23 protein-coding genes and 2 pseudogenes are annotated in these 25,125 nt (G+C 70.9%); 16 read left to right on the plus strand and 9 right to left on the minus strand.

The features are described 5' to 3' along the window. A complete protein-coding gene (locus tag V4Y04_RS09500; RefSeq protein ID WP_332426984.1) occupies positions 1 to 402 on the minus strand; it encodes a hypothetical protein in 402 nt (133 codons plus the stop codon). A 579-nt stretch (positions 403 to 981) separates the two neighbouring features. On the opposite strand from V4Y04_RS09500, the gene V4Y04_RS09505 reads away from it, so the two are divergent. From V4Y04_RS09505 to V4Y04_RS09530, 6 genes are read left to right on the plus strand one after another with little or no spacing between them, the layout of a single operon-like run. After that, on the plus strand, positions 982 to 1,569 hold the full coding sequence (locus tag V4Y04_RS09505; protein ID WP_332426986.1) for a hypothetical protein: 588 nt from the start codon (positions 982 to 984) through the stop codon (positions 1,567 to 1,569). A gap of 30 nt (positions 1,570 to 1,599) precedes the next feature. After that, positions 1,600 to 3,870: an aminodeoxychorismate synthase component I gene (gene pabB, locus V4Y04_RS09510; RefSeq protein WP_332426988.1), complete on the plus strand. Its 2,271-nt coding sequence runs from the start codon at positions 1,600 to 1,602 to the stop codon at positions 3,868 to 3,870. Beyond that, the gene (locus V4Y04_RS09515) at positions 3,867 to 5,390 is read left to right on the plus strand and encodes a benzoate-CoA ligase family protein (protein ID WP_332426990.1); all 1,524 of its coding nucleotides are present in this window, start codon (positions 3,867 to 3,869) and stop codon (positions 5,388 to 5,390) included. The genes pabB and V4Y04_RS09515 overlap by 4 nt, the downstream gene beginning before the upstream one ends. 58 nt (positions 5,391 to 5,448) lie before the next feature. Beyond that, on the plus strand, positions 5,449 to 7,017 hold the full coding sequence (locus tag V4Y04_RS09520; protein ID WP_332426992.1) for a class I adenylate-forming enzyme family protein: 1,569 nt from the start codon (positions 5,449 to 5,451) through the stop codon (positions 7,015 to 7,017). Next, positions 7,014 to 8,225 (plus strand): FAD-dependent monooxygenase, encoded by a 1,212-nt coding sequence (locus tag V4Y04_RS09525; protein WP_332426994.1) that lies wholly within the window; start codon positions 7,014 to 7,016, stop codon positions 8,223 to 8,225. The genes V4Y04_RS09520 and V4Y04_RS09525 overlap by 4 nt, the downstream gene beginning before the upstream one ends. A 13-nt stretch (positions 8,226 to 8,238) precedes the next feature. After that, positions 8,239 to 9,033, plus strand: a complete 795-nt coding sequence (locus V4Y04_RS09530; RefSeq protein ID WP_332426996.1) for an aminotransferase class IV — start codon at positions 8,239 to 8,241, stop codon at positions 9,031 to 9,033. Positions 9,034 to 9,149: 116 nt separating this feature from the next. Here V4Y04_RS09530 and V4Y04_RS09535 read toward each other — a convergent pair whose 3' ends face one another. The 3 genes from V4Y04_RS09535 to V4Y04_RS09545 form a co-directional block, all read right to left on the minus strand. Then, a complete protein-coding gene (locus V4Y04_RS09535; RefSeq protein ID WP_332426998.1) occupies positions 9,150 to 9,635 on the minus strand; it encodes a carboxymuconolactone decarboxylase family protein in 486 nt (161 codons plus the stop codon). Between the two features lie 50 nt (positions 9,636 to 9,685). After that, complete coding sequence (locus V4Y04_RS09540) at positions 9,686 to 9,856, minus strand: hypothetical protein (protein ID WP_332427001.1); 171 nt, start codon at positions 9,854 to 9,856, stop codon at positions 9,686 to 9,688. 84 nt (positions 9,857 to 9,940) lie between these two features. Continuing rightward, positions 9,941 to 11,083, minus strand: coding sequence for an ROK family transcriptional regulator (locus tag V4Y04_RS09545; protein WP_332427002.1), 1,143 nt, complete (start codon positions 11,081 to 11,083; stop codon positions 9,941 to 9,943). 92 nt (positions 11,084 to 11,175) lie between these two features. On the opposite strand from V4Y04_RS09545, the gene V4Y04_RS09550 reads away from it, so the two are divergent. From V4Y04_RS09550 to V4Y04_RS09565, 4 genes and pseudogenes are all read left to right on the plus strand, one after another. Continuing rightward, positions 11,176 to 12,474 carry a DUF1479 domain-containing protein gene (locus V4Y04_RS09550; RefSeq protein ID WP_332427003.1) on the plus strand — a complete coding sequence of 433 codons (1,299 nt, stop codon included), beginning with the start codon at positions 11,176 to 11,178 and terminating at the stop codon, positions 12,472 to 12,474. Positions 12,475 to 13,018: 544 nt separating this feature from the next. Continuing rightward, the gene (locus V4Y04_RS09555) at positions 13,019 to 13,144 is read left to right on the plus strand and encodes a hypothetical protein (RefSeq protein ID WP_332427004.1); all 126 of its coding nucleotides are present in this window, start codon (positions 13,019 to 13,021) and stop codon (positions 13,142 to 13,144) included. A 167-nt stretch (positions 13,145 to 13,311) separates the two neighbouring features. Beyond that, positions 13,312 to 14,534, plus strand: a pseudogene (locus V4Y04_RS09560) (RNA-guided endonuclease InsQ/TnpB family protein). 60 nt (positions 14,535 to 14,594) lie between these two features. Further along, a pseudogene (locus V4Y04_RS09565) lies at positions 14,595 to 15,902 on the plus strand (sugar porter family MFS transporter); the annotation flags it as partial. A gap of 162 nt (positions 15,903 to 16,064) precedes the next feature. On the opposite strand, the gene V4Y04_RS09570 reads toward V4Y04_RS09565, so the two are convergent. From V4Y04_RS09570 to V4Y04_RS09580, 3 genes are read right to left on the minus strand one after another with little or no spacing between them, the layout of a single operon-like run. Then, the gene (locus V4Y04_RS09570; RefSeq protein WP_332427006.1) at positions 16,065 to 16,652 is read right to left on the minus strand and encodes a DUF4276 family protein; all 588 of its coding nucleotides are present in this window, start codon (positions 16,650 to 16,652) and stop codon (positions 16,065 to 16,067) included. After that, on the minus strand, positions 16,642 to 17,826 hold the full coding sequence (locus V4Y04_RS09575) for an AAA family ATPase (protein WP_332427008.1): 1,185 nt from the start codon (positions 17,824 to 17,826) through the stop codon (positions 16,642 to 16,644). The genes V4Y04_RS09570 and V4Y04_RS09575 overlap by 11 nt, the downstream gene beginning before the upstream one ends. A gap of 44 nt (positions 17,827 to 17,870) precedes the next feature. Continuing rightward, positions 17,871 to 18,494 carry an ATP-binding protein gene (locus V4Y04_RS09580; protein ID WP_332427010.1) on the minus strand — a complete coding sequence of 208 codons (624 nt, stop codon included), beginning with the start codon at positions 18,492 to 18,494 and terminating at the stop codon, positions 17,871 to 17,873. Positions 18,495 to 18,683: 189 nt separating this feature from the next. Here V4Y04_RS09580 and V4Y04_RS09585 point away from each other — a divergent pair, with 189 nt between their 5' ends. The 3 genes from V4Y04_RS09585 to V4Y04_RS09595 are packed head-to-tail and all read left to right on the plus strand — an operon-like array spanning position 18,684 to position 19,997. Further along, a complete protein-coding gene (locus V4Y04_RS09585) occupies positions 18,684 to 19,568 on the plus strand; it encodes a helix-turn-helix domain-containing protein (RefSeq protein WP_332427011.1) in 885 nt (294 codons plus the stop codon). Then, positions 19,565 to 19,768, plus strand: a complete 204-nt coding sequence (locus V4Y04_RS09590; protein ID WP_332427012.1) for a DUF397 domain-containing protein — start codon at positions 19,565 to 19,567, stop codon at positions 19,766 to 19,768. Before V4Y04_RS09585 ends, V4Y04_RS09590 begins: the two co-directional genes overlap by 4 nt. A 31-nt stretch (positions 19,769 to 19,799) precedes the next feature. After that, on the plus strand, positions 19,800 to 19,997 hold the full coding sequence (locus V4Y04_RS09595; RefSeq protein ID WP_332427013.1) for a DUF397 domain-containing protein: 198 nt from the start codon (positions 19,800 to 19,802) through the stop codon (positions 19,995 to 19,997). A gap of 2 nt (positions 19,998 to 19,999) precedes the next feature. On the opposite strand, the gene V4Y04_RS09600 is transcribed toward V4Y04_RS09595, so the two are convergent. After that, positions 20,000 to 20,644: a PhzF family phenazine biosynthesis protein gene (locus V4Y04_RS09600; protein ID WP_332427015.1), complete on the minus strand. Its 645-nt coding sequence runs from the start codon at positions 20,642 to 20,644 to the stop codon at positions 20,000 to 20,002. A gap of 164 nt (positions 20,645 to 20,808) precedes the next feature. On the opposite strand from V4Y04_RS09600, the gene V4Y04_RS09605 reads away from it, so the two are divergent. Both V4Y04_RS09605 and V4Y04_RS09610 read left to right on the plus strand, forming a co-directional pair. Further along, complete coding sequence (locus V4Y04_RS09605) at positions 20,809 to 21,561, plus strand: SCO4225 family membrane protein (protein WP_332427017.1); 753 nt, start codon at positions 20,809 to 20,811, stop codon at positions 21,559 to 21,561. 150 nt (positions 21,562 to 21,711) lie between these two features. Then, positions 21,712 to 22,134, plus strand: a complete 423-nt coding sequence (locus V4Y04_RS09610) for a hypothetical protein (protein WP_332427019.1) — start codon at positions 21,712 to 21,714, stop codon at positions 22,132 to 22,134. Between the two features lie 87 nt (positions 22,135 to 22,221). On the opposite strand, the gene V4Y04_RS09615 is transcribed toward V4Y04_RS09610, so the two are convergent. Further along, entirely contained in the window at positions 22,222 to 22,701 is a 480-nt protein-coding gene (locus V4Y04_RS09615) for a DNA-binding protein (protein WP_332427021.1), read from the minus strand. Positions 22,702 to 22,829: 128 nt separating this feature from the next. Here V4Y04_RS09615 and V4Y04_RS09620 point away from each other — a divergent pair, with 128 nt between their 5' ends. Beyond that, positions 22,830 to 24,776 carry a hypothetical protein gene (locus V4Y04_RS09620; protein ID WP_332427023.1) on the plus strand — a complete coding sequence of 649 codons (1,947 nt, stop codon included), beginning with the start codon at positions 22,830 to 22,832 and terminating at the stop codon, positions 24,774 to 24,776. Positions 24,777 to 25,125 lie beyond the last annotated feature (349 nt).

Here is a 25,125-nt window from a genome sequence, read left to right on the forward strand (position 1 = left end):
TCACCGGTACTCGTACATCGCCCACGCCACCATCTCGGCGTTGGGCACGGTCGCTTCCTCGAAGCCGTACAGGCGGCCGCACTTCGGCCGCAGCGCGTCCGTGGCCTCGCGGGAGACGGTCGCGAAGAAGTCGGCCAGGAAGCCGGTGTGCGCGCTCGCCCCCGGGCCGACGAAGCTGCTGAACGGGTGCGCGGCCATCGCGTTGCCGACGGCCTCCTTGAGGTCCGCGACGAACGACAGCTCGAAGTCGATGTCCACCCGGGTGCCCACGTTGCCGTGGCTGCCGGACAGGTGGTCCCAGCCCAGGTCGTAGATCTGCCGGAGATTGTCCTCCTTCCAGTGGAACCCCGTTGAGGGGGCGGGGCAAGTCGCCGTCGAGACGAAGACCGTCTCCGCGCTCACCAGCCTCCCGCCCGGTCGGGCGAGCCCTTCGCGACTCTCCGAACTCGTCCGGAATCTCTGGTCGGTTGAGGCCCTGCACCACGTCGGAGACGTGACGTTCGGCGAGGACGCCTCGTGAGTACGCACCGGCACCGCACCCCGCGCCATGGCCGCCCTGCGCAACCTCGCCGTCGGGCTCATGCGCCCAGCAGGCTGGATCGACATCGCCGCCGCATACGAGTGTGTTCCGGCGTGCGGGAGTGAGTGCGACCAGCGCGATGTCGTTGACGAGCCGCCGGCTCACTACGCCATGAACATGGCCACGCGTTCCCTGCTACCTGTTCCCTGCCGTCCATTCGCTGGTAAATCGCATGGGCGGTCATTTCTTTCCAGGAATCGACCCGCCTCGAACAGAGATCGTGCAACTTTTCCCGTCATTCCGGCAAGCGCTTCCCCGAATTCCGAGAGATTCACACGCGGCACGAACTGACAGAAGACACCAGAGACCTAGAAAGCACCACAAACACCAACATTCCAGACGGCCGGAAAAATTTAGTTGAAGGTTTGAACGCACCGCTCCCCCTTCCCGTACTCGACCCCGTGAGCATTAATCCCGTCACCGTCACCGTGGCCTATCACGTGGTGCCGGGCTACGAGTCCGCCTTCCACTCCTGGGGGTGGGCCATACTGGCCGCGAGTGCGGCGCAGCCGGGCTTCATGGGGGGTGGTGTCCTCGTCGACCGAGAGGCTGAGTGGCATGTGGTCTACCGCTTCGACAGTGAAGGGTCCGCCCTGGCCTGGGAGGACTCGCTCGCCCGGAAGCAGTGGGAGACCCGGACGGAGGGTTTCGCGCGGCAGACGGCCCGCCACAGCGTGCGGGGCGCGAAGGAGTGGTTCAACTCCCAGGCCGCCAAGCCCGCCGCGCCGGCCCCGCCGCCTCCGCCGTCGAAATGGAAACTGTGGTTCGTGAATATGAGCGCGGTGTTCCCACCGGTGCTCCTGTTCAATGTCATCGTGCTTCCCTATCTCAGCAGCGTGAATCCGTTCCTCCGCGCACTGTTCCTTTGTCTGTGCGTGACGGCGCTCGTCACCTGGATTCTCATGCCGCGCCTCCAGCGTTTCTTCAAGAAATGGCTCTATCCGCCGCTCCAGACGCTTCGTGGACGGCACAAGCGACGGACCGCGTAGGCCCGTGAACGACCAGAGGGAGGTGGGCGGGTGAAGACCCTGCTCATCGACAATTACGACTCGTACACGTACAACCTGTTCCAGCTGATCGCCGAGGTCAACGGCGAGGAGCCGGTGGTGATCCGCAACGACACCCCCGCCGACGCAATTCCGGATCTCGCGGAATTCGACAACGCGGTGATCTCGCCGGGTCCGGGACACCCGGGCCGGACGCGGGACTTCGGCATCAGTGCCCGGATGCTCGCGGGGTCCCCGGTGCCGGTGCTCGGCGTGTGTCTGGGGCACCAGGGCATCGCGCTCGGGGAACACGGCCGGGTGCTGTCCGCGCCGGAGCCCCGGCACGGGTACCTGTCCGCGGTCCGGCACGACGGACAAGACCTGTTCCAGGGGCTGCCGCAGAACTTCACCGCGGTCCGCTACCACTCGCTGTCCGTGCACGAGCCGCTGCCCGAGACCCTGGAGGGCACCGCCTGGGCCGAGGACGGCGTACTGATGGGGCTGCGACACCGCAGCCGGCCGCTGTGGGGCGTGCAGTTCCACCCGGAGTCCGTGCTCACCGACTACGGCCACCGCATGCTCGTGAACTTCCGCAACCTCACGGCCGAGCGGGCCCGTAAGACGCGTACGAAGAACACCGCGGTCACCCCGATCCCGCGCCACCCGGCCGAACCGTCGGCCGTGGTCATCCCCCGGCCCCGGCGCCCCGACCGCCCCGGCTACCGCCTGCACACCCGCCGCATCGCCACCGCGGTCGACACGGAGGCCGCCTTCACCCTGCTGTACGGCGCTTCCGAGCGGGCGTTCTGGTTGGACAGCTCCCGGGTCGAGCCGGGGCTCGCCCGCTTCTCTTTCTTCGGCGACGACAGCGGCCCGCTCGCGGAGTTCGTGCGGTACGACGTCACCGCCGGCCGCTGCGAGATCGAGCGGACCGGGCGGCCGCCGCGCAAGGTCACGGCGAGTGTCTTCGACTACCTCAAGCGGCAGTTGTCGAACCGCCGGGTGGACGCCACCGGGCTGCCCTTCGACTTCACCGGCGGATATGTCGGCTACTTCGGCTACGAGACGAAGGCCGACTGCGGGTCGCCTAACCGGCACCGGGCCGAAACCCCGGACGCCTGCTGGCTGTTCGCCGACCGGCTGATCGCGGTGGACCACGAGGAGGGCTTCACCTACGCGGTCTGCCTGGCGGAGGACACCCCGCAGGCCGCGCGGGAGGCGGCGGACTGGCTCGAGAGCGCGGTCGCCCGACTGGCCTTCGTGTCCCAGGACGTGGAGCGGCCCTCGCCGCCGGCGCCGGCCGAACCGGACCTCGGTGCCGCCGAGCCGTGGCTGGTCCGCGACCGGGAGACCTACCTCGCGGACATCGAGACCTGCCGGCGAGAACTGCGGGCGGGCACCAGTTACGAGGTCTGCCTGACCAACGCCGCCCGTTTCCCCGCTCCGGCCGACGCGTACGACTTCTACCGGGTGCTGCGCCGCGTCAACCCGGCCCCGTACGCGGCCTTCCTGAGGTTCGGGGACCTCGACGTGGCCGGCTCCTCCCCCGAGCGCTACCTGCGGATCACACGGGAGGGGATCGCCGAGGCCAGACCCATCAAGGGCACCGCGCCCCGTGGCCACACCCCGGAGGAGGACGCCCGGCTCAGGGACGCGCTGGCGGCGGACGCCAAGACCCGTGCCGAGAACCTGATGATCGTCGACCTGCTCCGCAACGACCTGGGTCAGGTCTGCCGGACCGGGACGGTACGGGTCCCGCGGCTCATGGCGACCGAGACGTACGCCACCGTCCACCAGCTCGTCTCCACCGTCGAGGGGCGACTGCGCGCGGACACGGACGCGGTGGACTGCGTCCGGGCCTGCTTCCCCGCCGGGTCGATGACCGGCGCGCCGAAGCTCCGCACCCTGGAGATCATCGACTCCCTGGAGACCGAGGCCCGCGGTGTCTACTCCGGCGCCCTCGGTTACCTGGGGTGCAGCGGCGGCGCGGACCTGAGTGTCGTCATCCGTACGGCCGTACTCGCCGACGGTCTGCTGCACCTGGGCGCCGGCGGGGCGATCGTCCTCGACTCCGACCCGGTCGCGGAGTACGACGAGATGCTGCTGAAGACCGCGGCCCAGATGCGGGCCCTGCGGGAGCAGGCGGCGGGGGAAACCCCGGCGACCGCGGTACCTGCCGGGGCGCCTCGGCAGGAGCCCGCTCCGGCAACGGAACGGACCGTCGGCCCCCGCGAACCCGCCGCCCCACCGGCGGGTGTGTGTGAGGACGCCGGGCCGGTCGTCGTAGAGGAGGCCGTCCGATGACGACACCGCAGACCGCCACGGCTCCGCCCGACGCCGCTGCTCCCGGGAACCTCGCGGCTCAGCTCGCCGGACTCGCCGAGCGGCGGGGCTGGGGCGCCCGGGTCGCCTTCCACCAGGGGCATCGTGTCTGGACCCACGGCGAGGTGCACGCCCTCGCGGCCCGCGCGGCCGGTGTGCTCGCGGAGCGGGGCGTGCGTCCCGGCGACCGGGTTCTGCTGGCGCTGCCCGACGGCATCGCCTGGGTGACGGCCTTCCTCGCCACCGCCCGCCTCGGTGCCGTGGCCGTCCTGGTCAACCCCGAACTCCCGGCGGCCGAGCACGCCTTCATGGCCGAGGACACCGAAGCCGTGCTGTGCGTGACCGGGCCGGGCCTGGAGGACCGGTTCACCGACCGGGCCCGGCTCGGCGCCGACCAGCTGGTCGCGCTCACCGCGACCGCCGGGCCGGCCGACGCCCACCAGGCCGACGCGCACACCCCGCTGTACATCCAGTACACCTCCGGCACCACGGGCCGCCCCAAGGGGGTCGTCCACGGTCATGGCGACCCGAAGGCGTACCACGAGCTGATCGGCCGGCGGCTGCTGCGGATCACCGAGGACGACGTCACCCTGTCGGTGTCCAAGCTGTACTTCGCATACGGCTTCGGCAACGCCTTCGTCTTCCCGCTCTTCTCCGGCTCGTCCGCCGTTCTGGTGGACGGGCGCCCGACCCCGGCCGCCGTCGACGGACTGGTCGCCCGGCACCGGGTGACCCTGCTCTACTCCGTGCCGTCCGCGTACGCCGCGCTGGTGGCCGACCGGGGCAGCGGGCACCAGCCCTGCTTCGCCTCGGTGCGCGCCGCGGTGTCGGCCGGTGAGGGCCTGCCCGAGGGGCTCGGGCATCAGGTCACCGGTCTGCTCGGCGCGCCGGTCCTGGAGCAGATCGGCTCCACCGAGGCCGGGCACGCCTTCTGTGCCAACAGCCTCGACCACAACCACCCGGGCACCGTCGGCCGTCCCGTCCCCGGCTTCGAGGTGGAGCTGCGCGACCGGGCCGGGCGTCCGGTGCCGGACGGTACTGAGGGCGAGCTGTGGGTGCGCGGGCCGACGGTGACGCCCGGTTACCTGAACCGGCCCGAGGAGACGGACCGCACCCTGGTCGGCGGCTGGCTGGCCACCCACGACCGGGCGCGCCGCGAGCCGGACGGCGCCTACCGGCACCTGGGCCGCACCGACGACATGGAGATGGTCGGCGGCATCACCGTCTCCCCGCTGGAGGTGGAGGCCGTGCTGCGGACCCATCCGGGGGCACGGGAGGTCGCGGTCGTGGCCGTCACCGACGGGCGTGGCGTCAGCCGGCTGCGCGCGTTCGTCGTACCCGTCACGTCGCCGGAGCCCGGTCTGGCGGAGGACCTGATCCGGCTGGCCCGGGAGCGCCTGGCCGCCTTCAAGGTCCCCAGAAGCGTCAGCTTCGTCCCGTCGCTCCCCCGCACCCCCACCGGCAAGCTCCGCCGCCATCTGGTCCGCCAGGGCGCGTGGTGATCCGGTGACCGACCCGGCAGACCTCCCGACAGACCTTCCGACAGAAAGGACCGGCCCCATGCGACAGCAGGAGCCCTCGTTCTCCGACCGCGGGTTCTACCTGGGCCCGGTGTTCCGGCGGGCCGCCGACCGGCACGGAGCCGTCTTCGTCACCCTGGACCGCCCGCTGGACGTCCGCCCCGAGTTGGGGGTCGACCTCAGCTACCCGGTGCTGGCCGACGTCGTCGAGGAGCTGTCCGGCCGGCTGTGGGAGGCCGGGGTACGGCCCTCGGAGCAGGTGGTCGTGCACAAGACGGACAACGTCGACATCATGCTGCTGACCTGCGCCGTCTCCCGCATCGGCGCCGTGCCCGTACTGCTCTCGCCGGGTCTGGACGGTACGGTCGCCGGCCGGCTGCTCGCACGGCTCCGGCGGCCCTGGCTGATCACCGACAGGGCGAAGCTGGACGGCCCGCTGAAGGAGGTCGACCTCTCCGCGCTGGTGGGGCGGACACTGTCCGTGGACGACGCGCCGGGAGCCGATCCGCTGGAGAAGTACGCCGGCGCCGAACTTCCCGCGCCCGTGCGGCTGCACCCCCGCGAACCAGCGCTGATCACTCACAGTTCCGGCACCACCGGCGTGCCCAAGCTCGCCGTGCACTGCGCGAGCACCATGGGGAGCCGGCTCGTGCCGCAGAAGGCGATGGGCTGGCCCACGCGCGGTGAGACGGCGGCGCTGCACATGTCCTTCGTGCACTCGCGCTTCTACCATCTGCTCGGCGTCCTGCTGCACTTCGGCAGCCCGCTCGTGCTGATCACCGATCCGGAACCGGCCGCGGTGGGACCGTTGCTGGCCCGGCACCGGCCCGGCATCGTGGAGACCCACCCCAACACGTTCGTGCTGTGGGAGGAGCTGGCGGACGCGCCCGGAGCGCCGCTGTCCCGGGTCCTGTCGTACGGCTCCACGTTCGACGCCATCCATCCGCGCACCGTCCGGCGGCTGCTGGGCGCCTCCAGGCGTCGTACGCCCTGGCTGATCCAGCTGTACGGGCAGAGCGAGACGGGGCCGGTCGCGTTCCAGTGGTTCACCCGGCGCGGTGCCGCACGGGCGGACGGACGCCGGGTCGGGATCGGGATACCCGGCTTCACCCGCGTCCGCGTCACCGGCCCCGACGGCAGGCGGGTGCCGGCCGGTACACCGGGCCGGATCGAGGCCCGGACCAGGGGCCGCATCCTCACCTACCTCGGCGCCCGGGAGCAGTACGAGCGTCAACTGGACGGCGGGTGGTGGCGGATGGGCGACATGGGATACCGGAGCCGCTCGGGCGCGCTGCACCTGATCGACCGTGAGGTCGACCGGATCGACTCCCTGCGCAGCAACCTGGAGGTCGAGGACACGCTGATGTCCCGGCTGGAGGAGCTGCGCGAGGTCGTCATCGTGCAGGGCGCGAACCGCGAACCGGTGCCGGTGGTGTGCGTCAAGGGCGAACGGCCCCTGGACCCGGAGCGCTGGCGGGAGGCCACCGCCGACCTGCCGGCGATGGCCGAGCCGCGGCAGTGGCGGTTCGAGGAGCTGCCGATGACGGCCACGTGGAAGGTGAAGCGGGTAGAGATCACCCGCATGCTGGCAGCGGGGGTCCGCGCATGAGCCCGGACGTCGCCGGAGAGCATCCGGTCGTCGTGGTGGGCGCCGGTCCTGTGGGTTTGTCCGCGGCGCTCGCTCTACGGGCCCGCGATCTGCCGGTCGTCCTCCTGGAGGCCGACCCGAAGGGCCGTCGGCGTCCCGGCAGCCGCGCCCTGTTCGTGCACCGGGAGACCCTGCGGCTGCTCGACGGGATGCGTCCGGGGCTGGCCGCCGAGATCACCGCGTACGGGCGCACCTGGCACACCCGGCGGACCCTGTACCGGGGCCGTGAGGTGTACTCCCGCACCTTTCCGCCGCCCTCCGGCCTGCCGCCCTTCACCAGTCTGCGACAGGTGGACACCGAACGCTTCCTGCTCGCCGCCTGCGAGGCGGCCGGGGTGGAGTTCGTCTGGGACGCGGAGGTGGCGCACGTACGGACCACCCCCGCGGAGGCCGTGCTGACCACCGAGGACGGGCGGGCCTGGAGCGCCCGGCACGTCATCGCCGCGGACGGGGCCCGCTCGGCGGTCCGGGCCGCGCTGGACATCCGGATGGAGGGCACGCACGGGGAGGGCTTCCACGTCGTCGTGGACGTGGCCGACGTACCGGGCGCCGAGCTGCCGCTGGAGCGGGTCTTCCACTACGAGCATCCGGGGCTCGGCGGGCGCAGCGTGATGCGGGTGCCGTTCACCGGTGGCTTCCAGGTCGACCTGCAGTGCCGGGACGACGACGCGCGGGAGGCGTACGGCACTCGGGAGGCCGTACGGGAGTGGCTGCCCGCGGTCGTCGGGGACGGGTACGCCGAGCGGATCCTGTGGGTGTCGACGTACCGCTTCCTGCGGAAGGTCGCGGCCTCCTTCACCGATCCGCACGGGCGGGTGCTGCTCGTCGGCGAGGCGGCGCATCTCTTCCCGCCGTTCGGCGCGCGGGGCATGAACAGCGGGATCGCCGACGCGGCGGCGGCAGCGGAAGCCGTCGCGGCGTCCCTCGCTTCGGGGTCGGCGGCGGCGGTCGCCGGGTTCGCCGAGGTCCGGCGGGCGGCGGGCCTGTTCAACAGCGCCGCCGCCGGGACCGCGCTCGATCATCTGCGGCCACGACGCCGGATCATCCGGGTCAAGCAGCGGGTGGCCGCGGCCTTCTCGCCCGTACTGCCGTGGTGCGGGTCGTGGCTGGAGCACGCGCCGTACGGCCCCCGGCACGGGGCGCCCGCCGTCGCGGGCCGCAAGTACTGAGGAAGGAACGCCTGTGACACGACCGGTGAGGGCCGAGCGGTTGTCGACGTGGACGCCCCGTCGTGGGCTGACGGCCGGTCCGGCGGTCGGCGGGCGGTTGCTCGTCGCGGACTCCTGGCTGGTGCGGGACGGCCGGGTGCGTGCCCTCGACCGGCACCGGGAGCGGTTCCTGCGGGCCTGCGGCGAGTGCGGCGGGCCGCCGCTGCGACAGCTGCAGGACTTCTGGCGGGACATGACCGCCGCACTGCCGCGCACCGGCGAGTGGTTTCCCCGCGTCGAACTGGCGGCCGACTCCGGAGAGTTGCGGCTGCTGCTGCGGTTCGCGCCGCCGCTCGGCTCCGAGGTGTGCCTCTGGGCGGCCGGGCAGCCCGATCCGCGGGCCGCCCCCCGGCGCAAGGGCCCCGACCTGGACGCCCTGGCCCGGGTCCGGCGGCGGGCGGCCGTCAAGGGCGCCCAGGAGGCGGTGCTGACCACACCGTCCGGGGTGGTGCTGGAGGCGTCCACCGCGAGCGTGCTGTGGTGGGAGGACGACATCCTGTGCCTGCCCGTGCCGCAGCTGCCGGTGCTGGCCGGAGTGACCGGGGGCCTCGTCCAGGAGCGGGCCCTGCGCTCGGGCATCAGGGTCGCCCTCCGCGAGCGGACGGTGGCCGAACTGGACGGCCGTGAGGTGTGGCTGGTCAACGCGCTGCACGGGATCCGGCCCGTGACGGGCTGGGCCGGGGGGCCGATGCGGGCGGCTCCGGCGGTGCGCGCGCCGGAATGGCGGAAATGGCTGGACGAGGTCATGGAGCCGCTGCCGGGCGACTGAGAACCGGACACCGAAAAGGCGCCGGATCGCATCGCATTCGACCCGGCGCCATTTTCCGCTGCCCGAATTCGGTACTGTTTCTGAATTTCCGCTTCTGGAGTGCTGTTTCTGGAGTGCTACTTCTGAGCGGGCTGATAAGCCCCCGGGACCATCCGTGTCGCGATCGCGATCCGGTTGTAGGCGTTGATGACGGTGGCCGCCCAGAGGAGTGCCGCGATCTGCTGCTCGTCGAAGACCTCGGCGGCCTCGGCGTAGACCGCGTCGGGCACGTGACCGTCGTGCACCAGGGTGACCGCCTCGGTCAACGCCAGTGCGGCGCGCTCGCGTTCGGTGAAGAAGGGGGTCTCCCGCCAGGCGTTGAGGGCGTAGACACGCTGCTCCGTCTCGCCCTGGGCGCGGGCGTCCTTGGTGTGCATGTCGAGGCAGAACGCGCACCCGTTGATCTGCGAGGCACGGATCCGGATCAGTTCCAGGATTTCCGGTTCGACCTTGGCTTCCTGGGCCGCGGAAACGGCGGCGCCATGCAGGGAACCCATGGCCGCGGAGACGTCGGGGGTGACTTTCTTCAGGGCCACTCGGGATACGGAATCAATTTTGCTCATGGGGTGACTCTATACGCCCGAATGAGCTTCGGAAACAGAAAACGGCCCGGTTATTCGGCCGACGCCGCACACAATTCCTCCAGCGCGGCGGCGAGCAGGTGGACGGCTGCGCCGTCGGTGCGGGATCCGCGCACCGTCTTGCCGTCGACGGCCGGGGCGACCAGCGTGCCACCGGCTTCGTCGGCCGGGTCGGCGGCGTACCGGGCGAGCCAGGCGCCCACGGCGTCATCGAGCGCGTCGCCGTTCGGGCGGGCGAGGAGCCGTCCCGGCGGGGAGGCGTTCGGCGCGCCGGAGGTCGGTCCAGGTCAAGCGGACGGTTCCGGGCGGGGAGCGGTGATGATGGTGGTGCGCAGGGCCTCCACGGCTCGGGTGCGGGCGCCGACGAGTTCGGGTTCGGCGACCTGGGCCACTGCGACCGGCACGCCGCGGGGCAGTTCGGCGAAGTGTGCGCGGATCGCCTCGGCGATGCCCGGATCGGCGCCCCAGTCACCGCCGAGGACGATCAGCCGGGGGTCCGCCAGGGCGACCGCCGCCGCCAGCACCCCGCCCACCGCGCGGGCCAGCGCGCCGCGGGTCCGCCGCGCCGTCGCGGAGTCGCCGAGGGCGGCGGTGCGCAGGGCGTCTACGTCGATGGCGGTGGACTCGGCACGGCGCAGGCCGAGTTCGGCGAAGACCTCGATGAGGGGCAGCGCCGTGCCCCGGGGCCCCGCGGTGTAGAGGTGGGCGATCTCGCCGGCCAGCCCGTGGTGTCCGCGGCGGACTTCCGCGTCGGTGACCACCGCGCAGCCCAGCCCCTCGCCGAGGTGGACGTAGACGAAGTCGTCGACCCCGAGGGCGCATCCGGTGGCGCGCTCGGCGCGGGCGGCCCAGTTGATGTCGTTGTCGACGAGCACCGCCCCGTCCACCAGCCCGGTCAGCACCTCGGCCGGGTCCAGGTCCCCGACCAGGAACGGGGCGTCCGGCAGATGCACCAGGCGTCCGGTGGCGCGGTCGACCGGATCGGCCGCGCTGATCACGGCCGTACGCAGTCGGCCGTGCGCCTGGGGCCGGACGAGCGCGACCGCTTCGGTCAGGGCCCGGGCGGTCGCGTGCGGGCCCGGGGCGCGCCCCAGGCCGACTTCGGCGCGGGCGGTGACAGTGCCGAAGGCGTCGACCGTCTCCGCGACGACGCCTTCGGGGCTGATGCCCGCCACCAGCGCCACCCCGGTGTCCGCGGCCAGCGAGTAATAGGTGCCGACCCGGCCGCGGCCGGTGGTGCGCTCCCCCGTGTCGGCGAGCAGGCCCGCCTCGCTCAGCCGCCGCACACTGTCGGAGACCGTCGGTTTGGAGATCCCGGTCCGGGCGGCGATCTCCGCGCGGGTCAGGCGCCCTTCCTCCATCAGCGCGCGCAGCACGTTCTCGTCGGTCAGCGCGCGCAGCATTTCGAGTGACGGCTTGGCCAGTGACATGCCGAGGATTTTAGTCAGGACTCTTGCCCAAATGTGAGCGCGCGGCTACGTTGACTATCTAGTAAGGAGTCCTGACCAAAGGAGCCCGAGCAATGACGCTCGCAACCGGTACCCAGCAGGCCGCCCTCCCCGCCCTGCCGCACTGGGAGACCGTCCCCGACGACCTCGCCGCCGCCGTCCGCGAGATCAAGCCCGCGCTGCGCGCCCGCATCGAGGCCTCCGGACGCACCGTCGAGGAGGTCTTCGCCGTCGTCGAGGAACGCGTCCGCGCCCGCCTGGCGGAGATCCAGGCGGACAAGGAGCGCGGCGAGAGTGTGTGGCCGGTCATCGACTACGCGGACATCGCGAACGGCACCGTCACCCCGGAGCAGCTCGACAAGCTCCGCCGCCGCGGCTGCCTCATCGTCCGCGGCCACTTCGAACGCGACCAGGCCCTCGCCTGGGACGCCTCGATCGTGGACTACGTGGAGCGCAACGAGTTCTTCGAGAACTACCAGGGCCCCGGCGACGACTTCTTCGGCAGCGTCGGCTCCAAGCCGGAGATCTACCCCATCTACTGGTCGCAGGCCCAGATGGAGGCCCGCCAGAGCGACCGGATGGCCGACGTCCAGTCCTTCCTCAACTCCCTGTGGAAGCACGAGTCCGAGGGCGTGCGGTGGTTCGACCCGAACCGCGACGCGCTCTACCCCGACCGCATCCGCCGCCGTCCCCCGGGCGCCGACTCGGGCGGGCTCGGCACCCACCTCGACCCCGGCACCCTCGACCTGTGGCTGACGCAGGCCTACCAGCAGGCCTTCCGCCACCTGTTCGACGGCAGCGTCGAGGAGTACGACCCCTGGGACGCCGCGCACCGCACGGCCGGGCCCCAGTACCCCGGCTCCACCATGTGCTCGGCCTTCCGCACCTTCCAGGGCTGGACCGCCCTGTCGGACATGGACCACGACCAAGGCGTCCTGCACACCGTCCCGATCCCCGAGGCCATGGCGTACCTCATGCTGCGGCCGCTGCTCTCGGACGTCCCGGACGACGACATGTGCGGCGTGACCACCAACCAGGTGTTCCCCGCCGACGAGAAGTGGCACCCGCTCCTCATGGAAGCCCTCACCGGCATCCCCGACGTCAGGGCCGGTGACTCCGTCTGGTGGCACTGCGACATGATCCACGGCGTCGCGCCGATCACCGACCAGAAGGGCTGGGGCAACGTCATGTACATCCCCGCCGCTCCCTGGTGCCCCCGCAACGAGGAGTACGCGGTGAAGGTCCGCGAGGCGTTCCTGACCGGCTCCAGCCCCGGTGACTTCCCCGAGGAGCACTACGAGCGCACCTGGACCGGCCGCTTCGACGTCGACCGGCTCAACGAGACGGGCCGACGCGGCCTGGACCTCGACTGACGGACCCGTCGCCGTGCACCGGTGCGGCGCCGAAGTCTCTCGGCCGACGTCCCCCGGCATGACAGGGCATCACCCGGCGCGACACGGGCGGGGAGGGCACCCCGCGACCCCGCGCACCCCGCACCCCGCAGCGCAGTCCTCACCCGGACGGCGCCGGGGCCGGGCGCCCTCCCCGGGGCGGCCGTTTCGGCCCGCGCGCCACCTCCGCGCCGGTCCGTTCACGGCAGCGTGGAAGAACTTCACGCAGCCGCCGGACGACCCCGCTCCCGCCGGACGGCGCGGGCCCGACCGAGCACCCGCGATCGACCACCCACCCGGCTTGCCCACGGGCCGAAACGGCCGCCCACCGAAACGGACATCCGCCGAGCCGGCTCGCCCGGCTCAGGCAGTACCCCGCACAGCCCGCCCGGAAGCCAGGCACCGGTTTCCCCCCTTCCTCACCGGGCGCCGCCCTCCGCAGTGTGCGTACACCTGCCGCGGCGCCCGCTGTCCTTGCCCCCTGCTCCAGGCAGACGGCAACGGCACACATCCCAGGAGCTCGCAGGTGACCAGCACAGCACAGCAGCCTGCCGCCGGAGGCTTCTCGGCCCGGCCGGACCGGCTGCGTCACGTCGTCTTCATCGCGGCGTCCGCCGCCATGGGCGGCTTCCTCTTCGGCTACCGGGTTTGATTCGCAGTGCTCCGGCCTTCAGGCCGGGGGTGAAGCGAATCGTGTGACTGCGGCGCGGAGCGTCGCGGTGGCGTTGCGGCGGAGCCGGACAGTGCGGCCACCGAGGGTGAGGCCGGGAACGGATGTTCCCGGCGACATCCGCTGTGGATCGTTCGTACGCTCCTCGCATGCAGCTTCGGTACGCCTTCAGGTTGTACCCGCAGCCCGGTCAGCGCGCCGCGTTGGCGAAGGCGTTCGGGTGCGCCCGCGTCGTGTTCAACGACGTGGTGCGTGCCCGTGAGGATGCCCGTGGGGCCGGACAGCCGTTCCCGAAGGCGGCCGAGCTGTCCCGGAAGCTGATCACCGAGGCCAAGCGGACATCCGGGCGGTCCTGGCTGGGTGAGGTCTCCGCGGTGGTGCTCCAGCAGTCCCTGCGGGACGCCGAGAGCGCGTACCGCAACTTCTTCGCCTCCCTCAACGGCACCCGCAGGGCCCCAGGATCGGCCCGCCCCGCTTCAAGTCCCGCAAGGACGCCCGGCAGTCGATCCGGTTCACCGCCAACGCCCGCTGGAGCATCACCGACAGCGGCCGGCTGAACCTGCCGAAAATCGGCGCGGTAAAGGTGAAGTGGTCCCGCACGCTGCCCACCACCCCCACCTCCGTCACCGTCATCAAGGACGCGGCCGGCCGGTACTTCGCCTCCTTCGTCATCGACACCGGCCCCGCCGCCGACACGGCCCGGATGCCTCGGACCGACCGCACCATCGGCATCGATCTCGGCCTCACCCACTTCGCCGTCCTGTCCGACGGCACAAAGATCGACTCCCCGCGCTTTTTGCGCCGCGCGGAGAAGAAGCTGAAGAAGACCCAGCGGGAGCTGTCCCGCAAACAGAGGGGATCGAAGAACCGCGAGAAAGCCCGCCTGAAGGTCGCCCGCGCCCACGCCAAGGTCACCGACGCGCGCCGCGAGTTCCACCACCAACTCTCCACCAAGCTGATCGCCGAGAACCAAGGGATCGCCGTGGAGGACCTGTCGGTGGTGGGACTGGCCCGCACCAGGCTGGCCAAGTCCGTGCACGACAGCGGATGGTCCTCGTTCACCAGCATGCTGGAATACAAAGCGCAACGGTACGGCCGCACCTGTGTGAAGGTGGGACGGTTCGAGCCCACCAGCCAGACGTGCTCCGCCTGCGGGCACCGCGACGGGCCCAAACCCCTGCACGTGCGGGAATGGACCTGTCGCGCCTGCGGCACGCTCCACGACCGGGACCACAATGCGGCGATCAACGTGAAGACGGCCGCCGGACTGGCGGTATCGGCCTGCGGAGCGCCGGTAAGACCAGGAGCGATCCCGGCACAGCGCGAAGAAACAGGAAGCCATGGAAGCCCGCCCGACGCCCGTGCCGCGTAGCGGCACAGCACCGAGCGAGCAGGCCAGAATCTCCCTCCTCCAGGAGGGAGAGCAAGTCAAGACAGCGCCGTGATCAACGGCGCCGTCGAGGGCATCAGGGGACGGTTCGACGTCGGCGCCGCCACGCTCAGCGCCGTCATCGCCATCGCCCTGCTCGGCGCGGCTGGCGGCGCCATGCTCACGGGACGGCTCGCCGACCGCGTCGGCCGCCTCCGGGTGATGCGACTGGCCGCCCTGCTCTTCCTGGCCAGCAGTATCGGCTCGATGCTGCCGTTCACGGCGTGGGACCTGTCCTTCTGGCGCATCGTGGGCGGCATGGCCATCGGCATGGCGTCCGTGATCGGCCCGACGTACATCGCCGAGGTCGCGCCCACCGCGTACCGCGGCCGGCTCGTCTCCTTCCAGCAGGCCGCCGTCGTCCTGGGCATCGCGGTCTCCCAGCTGGTCAACTGGATGGTGCTCACCCTCGCGGACGGGGACCAGCGCGGCAGCCTGCTGGGGCTGGAGGCGTGGCAGGTCATGCTCGGCACCGCGGCCGTTCCCGCCGTGGTCTACGGTCTGCTGGCGCTGCGCATCCCGGAGTCGCCGCGCTACCTGATCTCGGTCGGCAGAACCGGCGAGGCCAAGGACGTGCTGCGCCGGCTCGAAGGCGAGCAGGTCGATCTCGATGCCCGGGTGGCCGAGATCGAACGGGCCGTGCGCGGCGACAACGCACCGCGGTTCAAGGACCTCCGCGGCCGCTTCGGGCTACTGCCGATCGTCTGGGTCGGCATCGGACTGTCGGTCTTCCAGCAGTTCGTCGGCATCAACGTGATCTTCTACTACAGCTCCTCGCTGTGGCAGTCGGTGGGCATCGACCCGTCGAGCTCGTTCTTCTACTCGTTCACCACGTCGGTCATCAACATCGTCGGCACGGTGATCGCGATGGTGCTCATCGACCGGGTCGGCCGCAAGCCGCTGGCCGTGACCGGCTCCGCCGGCATGGCGGTCTCCCTCGCGGCCGTCGCCTGGGCCTTCTCCCACAAGACCGGAACGGGCGCCGACATCTCGCTGCCCGACACCCAGGCCGCCGTCGCACTGATCGCCGCCCACACCTTCGTCCTCTTCTTCGCCATGTCGCTGGGTGTGGCGGTCTGGGTGCTGCTCGGCGAGATGTTCCCTAGCCGTATCCGCGCGGCCGCGCTCGGCGTCGCCGCCTGCGCGCAGTGGATCGCCAACTGGTCGGTCACCGCGACGTTCCCGGCCATGTCGGAGTGGAACCTGTCCGGGTCGTACGTGATCTACGCGATCTTCGCCGCCCTGGCGGTCCCGTTCATCATCAAGTGGGTGCCGGAGACCAAGGGCAGGACGCTGGAGGAGATGGGCTGAGCGTCCCGTGCAGGGATGAGTGCAACCACTCATCCCTGCACAGAAGTTCTGGAGAACGCCAGAAGCACACCTGGCCGCTTGAAGGCCTTCGCCACCCCGAACCCCGATATCTTCCGCGCCCCCTGGGCAGAGAGTTCCCCATCGACATGACTCCTGCCGGAGTCACAGGAAGCGCAATCGCTCCATGGCCCTGCGCAGCTCAGCGGTCCAGGCCCGGTACGCGGGAACCTTGCGCAGGGCATCGAGCGCGACCGTCTGCCCCAGCCGCCCGAAGTCCCGCTCCGCGTCGCGTCGGCCGCCGAGAGCCGCCTTCAGCACGGCCTTCGGGTCGGCGGCCTTCTCCACGTCGTGCGACACCTCCCACGCGGTGTCACGCGTGGGTGCCGCTTCTTTCAGCGCTGCGGGGTCCGCCAGCATCCACGCCTCGGTCTCCCGTACGGGCACCAAGGCCACGATCCGGTGCGCGTCGTCGGGGAAGCGGTCACGGAGGGCATCCACCTTGCTCCGCTCATTGTGGTCGTGGTGAATCATCACAATGTCGTAGTAGCAGAGCAGGTCGGCCACTTGACGCACCACAAGGTCTCGGTGCGCCACGGTGAAACACTCTCCGACGTCCGCTCCCGAGTAATCGAAGCCGGCGGGCGCTTCAAGGGCGAGTTCGGTGATCTGCCGGTCGATGAGCGGAACAAGGAACCACTGGTCACTCGCTCCCTCGGTCAGGAGAGCAAGGCTGAGATACCTACGCCCCACGCGCGTACCGCCCTGTGGGGTCGAGGTACTTCCGTACCTCGAGAGGAGTGACGAACGTCCCGCGCTCGCCGCTGTCGGCCACCTTCCGCGCCCGGGTCAGCCGGCGCGGCGGGAGTCCGTCACCGAACCGGGTCACCGTGTCCAGGAACACCACCGAGTCCGGGGCGTCCTCCAGTGCGGCGGCGAGCGCGACCGGGGAGTGCGTGGTGATCAGGATCTGTCTTCCGTCGCCGGAGGTGAGCGTCGCGGGATCACTGGTCCTGGCCTTCAACCGGGACAGCAGTTGCGGAACCCGGGTGGGGTGGAGACCGTTCTCGGGTTCCTCGATCAGAAGGAGCCCTTCGTGCGCGGGGTCGTGAGCGGCGGCGAGCAGAGCCAGAATGCGCAGGGTGCCCGCCGACGCCGCGCCAGGAGGCACTCGGTGCTCGTGCCGGTGCTGAAGCCAGACGTCCCACTGGCCCCACTCGGCGTTGGCCGCCACCGTGATGTCCACGAGGTCGGGGAGCAGCGCCACGGCGTCGGCACGGAAGTCGTACCAGGCCTCGGGGTCCCGGGCGATCCGCCCGAGAACGGCACCGAGGTTCTTTCCGTCCTCTGCGAGAGGTGCGGTGTCGTAGGTGGAGGAGACGACACGCATCGCCTTGGGTGAGGGCTCGAGGATCCGCCAGTTCCCGGAGGTCTCGGCCAGCTCTGCGCGGTATGCGGCCTCCTGCACGGGAACCTCCGTGCAGTGCAGCTGACCGGTTTCGCCAGGGCTCAGGTTCGGTGAGGGCGGGATCCGATCCGCGTCCCCCGCGTAGTGATCGTGGACGTTCAGGACTTCGGTGTCGACGCGCAGGGGGTCCGGCGGGTCCGCGTACGTCACCCGCGCTTCCACCCTGAGGTGGCAGTACCCGGCGTAGCCGTGCACGAGCACATGGGCCGCGATCCGCATGGCTCCGACCGGGACACCGTCCGGACCACGCCGGAACAGTTCTTTCGGTCCTCCCCGGCGGGCGTGGTCGACGATCGTCTGACTCGTCGGTTCCCGGATCAACTGGCCCAGCAGGTCCACGGCCTCCAGCAGATTGGACTTGCCCGAGGCGTTGGCTCCCACCAGGACGGTGAACGGCGGCAGGTCGAGGGCGAAGTCGTCGAACGACTTGTACCCGTCGATCTCGATCCGCGTGATCACCCTGCCACCCTCTCTCCGCACTGCCACATGCGCATGGCGCCACATTATCCGGAGCACTCGCCCGTCCGTAGGGTCAACGGTTCGGCCGCGCGCACCCGCAGTGACGGGCCTTCGTCCAGCTCCAGTACCACGGCGGGTCCACCGGCCGCGTACTGGTCGCTCCGCAAGGCGAGCACGGTCCGCCACTCGCCCCGCACCCGCACCGTCTGCCCGGCCCGGACCATCACCGCCGCCACCTCACGCGTCGCGGGCTCGGCCACGATGTCCGGGGCCTTCAGCTCCGCGAACACCGTCTTCCCGATCCCGGCGGTGCGCTCCTCACAGCCCCAGCGATGCGCGAGGGCCGCCACGAGCAGCAGCCCCCGCCCCCCGGTCTCGTCCTCGCCGGGGTCCCGGACCTCGGGCCGGCCGCCCCCGGCGTCGCTCACCTCCAACCGCAGTAATCCCTCGGCCGTGGAGCGCGCGATCCGCACCCCGATCTGCCGATCACTCGGCACCGGCACGCGCAGCGCGTTGGTCACCAACTCGGAGAGCACCAACTCGGCGTCGTCCACCACCTCTTGGGCGACGCCCCACTCACCGAGCACCGCATGCAGCAGCGCCCGCGCCCGGGGCACGCTGCTGCGACTGCGGGAGAGGCGGAAGGTGATGTCGTTCGATGAGGCCATGGGGGCTCCTCAGGACTCGGCGTCAGCGGCGAAATCCGCGTGGCGCAAGTTCCGCTGGGACTGTGCGCACCGACAGCCTGAAGGCGCATCACGTGGACTAGCAACGTTTCCAGTAGAGATGCGCTCAATGTTCCATCTTTCGGGTTAAGTCCCGCACATCCCAGCCATCCCGCTGCTAGAGCTGTTGCCATGTCTGCAAACGCCACTGCCTCCAGCCCGTCGACCGTCCTCGGCCGCCAACTGGGCGATGAACTACGTCGACTGCGCGAGGCCGCCGCACTCACCACCACGCAAGCGGCCGAGGCGCTCGACTGCACCAAGGGGAAGATCAGCCGTATCGAGAACGGCCGCGTGACGGTTCGCCTCCCCGACCTGACCGCGATGCTGCTCACGTACGGGGCCATGGACGCCGAACTGCGCGACAGGCTCAGCCTGCTTGCCCGCAAGGCCAATCGTCGTCGTAGGCAGGGGTGGTGGAACCAGTACGGGTCGGTGCTGGCCGACACCTACCGCGACTACATCGCGCTGGAAGCCATGGCCAGAACCATCCGCACCTTCCAGGCGCAACTGGTGCCGGGCCTGTTGCAGACTCCTGAATACATCCGCGCGGTGACCGTCGCCTCCCATCAGTGGCAAACGGCGGACGAGATCGAACAGTTCGTCCAGGTACGCCTCGCTCGTCAGAAACGCCTCGTCAACGACTCGCCACTCCAGCTCTGGGCGGTGCTGTCCGAAGCCGTACTTCTTCAACAGGTTGGAGGGCCAAAGGTGATGTCCGCGCAGTTGGAGCAGCTCCTGATCGCGTCCGAGCAGCCCAACGTAACCATCCAGGTCCTGCCGTTCTCCCGCGGAGCGCATGCGAGTATGTTCGGGCCGTACGTAGTACTGGGCTTCCCCGAGGAAGCTGCGCTGGACGTGGTACTGGCGGACAATCCCACCGGCTCAATGTGGCTGGAGCGAGAGGCCGAAGTCGGCCGCTATCAGGAGTTGTTCGACGCAGCCCGTACTGCTGCGCTCTCCCCCGTGGAATCCCGCACGGTCATCCGACGCAGAGCCAAGGAGCACAGGGCATGAACACCGCACGCCATGGCACGCCGGATCTGTCAGGCGCGAAGTGGCGTAGCAGCAGCTACAGCGGTGGCAACAACGAATGCCTTGAACTCGCCCACGGCGTCCCCACCCTCGCTCCTGTCCGCGACAGCAAGAACCTCAGTGGCCCGATCATTTCCTTCGGCCGTGCCGCCTGGCAGGCCTTCGTCACACACCTGGGCTGAATCCACCCGGGCAAGGAGTGGAGTGCGGGTCATGAGTCATTCGGTCACCGTCACCGCCGACGCACCGATATGGCGCAGGAGCAGCCACAGCGGTGGGCAGGGTGACTGCCTCGAACTCGCCCACGGCGTCCCCGCTCTCGCCCCCGTACGCGACAGCAAGGACCCGGCCGGTCCGGTGATCGCGTTCGGGCGCGCCGCCTGGCGTGTCTTCCTCACGCACCTGGGCTGACGTCAGCGTTCCAGGACCACCCGTCCGCCGATCTCGGTCCAGCCGTACGGCTGTGGAGCCGTGAGGATCTGGGAACCGGCGCCCTGGGTGATGTTCAGGGCGCGGCCCAGCCGGTCGGTGAGGAGCAGGGCGGCCGCGCCGGTCGCCTCGTCCTCGTGGATGTTGTCGTCGCGGCCGGGGAAGGCGCGGGCGCGGACCCGGCCGGCGGGCTCGTCCTCCCAGGCCCAGGCGTAGATCCACTCCCCCTTCGCCGGGACGGCCAGGGCGTCGACCTCGGCGGCGGTGGCGTACTGGCGCAGAGTGCGCGGCGGAACCCACTCCGCGCGCGCCTCGATCCAGCAGAACTCCCCGTCCTGCCGGGCGCCCACCGTCCCCGCGGGCGTGACCAGCTCGGGGACGTCGAGCAGCCAGGCCGCGCCGACGCAGGGGTGGCCGGCGAAGGGCAGGCGCAGGGTGGGGGTGTAGATGTCGATCACCCCGCGCTCGGGGTCGTCGACGAACACGGTCTCGCTGAAGCCGAGCTTCTCCGCGAACATCTGGCGCTCGCTCGGCTCGGGCATGAAAGAACCCTCGCGGACGACACCAAGTTCGTTGCCGTACCCGCCCCGGGGACCGCAGAAGACGCGCACCACGTCGTAATCACTCACGGGGGCATTCAAGCAGCCCACACGTCACTTCGGGACGAAGAGGCCGCTCTGTCAGGGGGTGCCGATACTCCCCGGCGGAAATGAGTACGTGTACTCACCCCCGCACGGGCTTCCCGGTCCACCGTTGAGAACGACACTCTTGGACCGACCTCAAGGAACCCGCGATGCCGAACAACTCACGCCCGCGCGGCTTCCCGCACCGGCTCCTCGCACTCGCCACGGGCAACTGGCTCGCCAGGGGCTATCTGGCCGCCTTCGCCCTCTCCGTCGTGGCCATGTTCCTCTTCCCGGAGAGCGGCGTCGCCCCGGGCCCTCTGCTGCTCACAGCACCTCTCTCCTTCCTGACGATGGTCCTGCCCTTCGGTCCGGGCACCGGCGGTGGCGGGGTGGTCGAGGTGTCGGCCATCGGTTTCTGGGTCGCATGGCTCCTTCTGTGCGCCTTCGTGAACGCCGCCGCACTCGGCGCCCTCCTCACGAGATCCGTGAACGCCGCCTCGCCCGGCTCCCGTGCGCCTCTCCCCCGTGTTCCGGGCTCCTCGGAACGAGGAGCGACGGACACGGCACGTCCCGCGAGCTCTGGTTCGCGCAGGACTCGGGCCCTGCTGGCGCCCGCGGTGGACAACTGGCTCGCGCGTGGGTATCTCGCCGTGGTCGCGGCGTCGCTGGGGTTCTTCCTTGTCGCCGCGTACCTGCTGCCGGACCCGGGGTTCGCCGGGATCTGGCCGCTCATGACCACGGCGCCGCTCAGCATCGTCGCCCTTATGGTGGCGTCCCCCGCCGAGTGGGCCTCCTCCCTCGTCTGGCTGAGCCCGTTACTCTTCTCCGCCGGTGCGGCCCTGTCCGGACTGTTCAACGCCGTACTGCTCGGCCGGTTCGCCCGCGCGCTGCGGATGCGGGAAGCGCGCCCCGCTGCCTGATGTCTCCGCTTACTGGCATCGCGGGCTCCGGGCAGGTCGACCTGGAGCCCCCGACGGCAGGGGCGGGTGGTGCGGTAGGCCTTCGGGGTGAGTGCGCTAACGTCCGGCGCCATGAAGAGAATTGGGGCGGGAACCCTTGCGACTGCCGTCGTGGCCGTTGCAGGACTGCTGCTGGTGGGGTTGCCCGCGGTGTACTTCCTGACCGTCTACGGCTGTGGTGAGGAAGAGGACCGGCTCGCCGAGGCGATGGCCGGCGAGGCGGTACTGGGTACGCCGCCGAAAGGGGCCGACCGGGCGAGCCGCTACCAGGAGTGCGACGACGACAGTCGCTTCGTGATCGTGGGGACGCAGTACCAGTACGCCGGTTCACCGAAGACGGCCCTGCGGCACTACCGGGAGGCAGCTCGGGCCGACAGTTGGCGGCTTCGCACCACGGCCGACGGCGAGAAGGTGCCAGATTGCTTCACCAAGCCGGTGGACGGGACGACCGCATACCTCAGTGTGGAGATCCTGGAGAAAGGCGTTCTTTACGTGGGCATCATCGCGGATCATGCGGGATCGGAATGGTGTTGAGTTCACGATGACCGCCTGATCGAACTCCTTGGAGTGCGTGCCGCAGCCCGGGGGACGGGCCACGGGGAGGGTGGACGGCGGGCCCTTCTACTCCGGGTCTTCCTCCGCGGTCGCCGTGCGGTCGGCCAGGCGTTCGTAGCGTTGTCTGGCGGCTTGCGGGGTGCCCAGGCCGAGGCCGAAGGCGATGTCCTGCCAGGTCATGCCGCGGCCACGGGCCATCTGGAGGAGCCCGGTCTCCAGTTCGTCCATCTCTCCGCGCACCAGCGGGACGAGACTCAACGCGGCGGTGATGTCGGCCCGGTCCACCTCCGGTTCGCCGTCCTCGCGCTGCGCGGCCCCACTGAGCAGGAACGACACCAACCGGACGGCCTCGTGCGGGCCGAGGACCGCGGGGTGGACCTGTCGGCTGCGCTGCTCGTCGGTGGCCGCGTGCCGCTCGGCGATACGGAACAGGGAGGCGTGGACGCGCTGTGCCCGCGCCCGCTCCGGCCGCGGAGGCGTGAAGGGGTCTGGGGCGGGGGCGGAGTTGGGGTTGGGGGCGGGGTGCTGTTCGGGAGTCGGCGGCATGGGACAAGGCTGCGACATCAACAGTTACGTGTCAACCAATTGTTTTGAACAATTCGTTTAATTCGGCTGTGCGACCAAGATCTCCCCACCCCATATGCAGGGCAACGACGCAAACCCGAGACGGTCGCATGAGCCGCCGGACAGGTCCTGATCGTCCGGACATCGCGCGTAGTCATAATGCCCAAGTGACCAGACTTCCCGTGCCGTTGCCCGCCGAACACATACCGCCCGGCACCGCCGACTGGCGGACTTACGACGCCCGGCGCTGGCTCGCCGCCGTGCCCGCCCGGTGGGCACACCCTCTGTGGGCGCTGCTGGCGTTGGTCGCCCCGCTGATCTGGGACATGGAGGCGGCTCCCGTCGCCCCCTGTACGTCCGCCGACCCGTGCGGCGCCGACTGGCTGGGCCTCGGGATGGCCGTCGTGCTGGTGCTGACCCTGTACTGGGTGTGGCGGCAGCCGCGGCTCGCGCTCGCGGGGCTCGCGGCCGTGCTGGCGGGGTTCGCCGTGGACGGGGGCTTCACGGCGGCGTTCGGCGAACCGTCCGCGCTCGCGTTCCTCCTGGCCGTCGCGTTCACCGCCACCGGGCTCGTCCACCGGCTGGCCGTCGCCGTGCGGCAGCGGGCGCTAGCCCTGGAGGCGGCCGGGCCGGTCGCACAACCGCTGCCCGCCGCCGCGCGGACGTTCCGCCGGGGCCGGTTCTCCTTCGTCCTGGCCGCGCTGCTGCTGGCCGTCGCCGGGTTCGGCTACTGGCAGGCCCAGCAGGTCGTCGACGCGTACGAGGAGCGGGCCGCGGGCGCCACACACCTGTCCGGACGGGTCACAGCCCTGAAAGAGGACGACGACGGCATCGGCATCCTCAAGGTGGAGGCCGACGGGCGCACCTATCGCTTCGAGACGGCCTTCCCCGAGGACTTCCCCGTGGACAGCCGGGTCGACATCGTCGTGGACGGCGACTGGGCGGCGCTGGTCGCGGAGCCGTACGACGCCTTCGGCTGGGAGCTGCTGGTGCTGGGCGGCTCCGTCGCGGGGCTGGCGTTCCTCATGAACGGCGTGGACGGGTGGACGCGTTCGCAGCGGCTGCGGCGCGGACCACTGCCGGTGCTGCACGTGCTGGTGCGCGAGGGGCACGATGACGACGTCCGCACCTGGGTGTTCGCGGCCGACGACCCGGAGGGCCTTCGGCCGATCCTGCACTTTCACTCGCTGTGCGCCTTCGAGGACGAGGACGGGGGCGAGGACGAGGACGGCCGCGACGCAGGCGACGGCCCCGCAGCCGTCGTCGAACTCGGCAAGATCACGGAGATTCTCCGGGGCGAGGACCCTCCCCCGCCGCTGCGGGAGGCCGTCCTGTACGGCGTCCCCTGCACCGGCGCCGAAGTCGCCTTCGTCGCGTGCGACGACGCGGACGACGCCGAGGTGTCGGTGGAGTGCAGCGTCACCCCGGTGAAGCCGGCCGTCCCGGGGTTGCTGAAGCGCGGGTCGCAGCGCGGTAAGCGGATGAACCCGCGGCGGTCCGTCGACGAGATCGCCGCCGGTATGACACCCACGGCGGGCCCGCGGGTGTGGACGGCGCACGGCTTCTCGCGCACGGTGGGCCTCGGCCTGCTGCTGGTGCAGGGCGGCGGCATCTGGGTCACGCTCGGCGAGGGGCCGTCATGGACCTGGCTGTGGCTGGCCGTGGGTCTGCCGTGGCTGGTGACGGCTGTGGCGACGGCGCTCACCTGGCGGATCACCGCCGACCGTGACGGGCTGTGGGTGACCGGGGCGTGGCGCGTGCGGCGGGTCCCGTGGAACGTGATCACGTCCGTGCGGCACTCCGATGACGGCATCCGCGTCGGCCGGGCCAAGGACTCCCCCGTCGAACTCTCCCCCACCGGCTGGGCGTGGCTGGAGCGCCGTCTGGCCCGCGAGCCGCATGTGGAACGCGCTGTCGAGGAGTTGCAGGCGCTGCTGCTCCGCCCGGAACTGCGGCCGCTGGAGGAGGCGCCGACGGGGCGGCAGGGCGTGCCGGTCGGGCCGCCGCTGGTGGCCCTGTCGGTGCTGTGGGGCGTGGCGGTGCTGCTTCTGCTTTGACCGGACCGCAGGTCGGTGACCGGGCCGCGGGTCCCGCTCCAGTCCGTGACCTGCGGCGGGCGGGCCGCGTCCCCAAGGGTGGAGAGCAGTTCCCCACCCGAGGAGTGGCCATGACGTGCAGCAGACCGCCAGGTGGCGGTAGTCCACAGGGCCATGCCCGACCTGAGCCTCCTCGCGGCCGACCGCCTCGTGCCGGAGGCCGCCGCCGGGCACGACCTAAGGGTCACCCCGAGAACTGGCCTTAAAATATGGGGGGTTGGACTCCTCTGTGCGCAGGATCTGGAGGGCGTGCGTGATCACCAGGATGGGGACCGCCCGAAGCGCCACCCCCTGGAAAGACGGAGTCCGC

It is taken from the genome of Streptomyces sp. P9-A2, assembly GCF_036634175.1.
GTDB classification, from domain to species: domain Bacteria; phylum Actinomycetota; class Actinomycetes; order Streptomycetales; family Streptomycetaceae; genus Streptomyces; species Streptomyces pratens.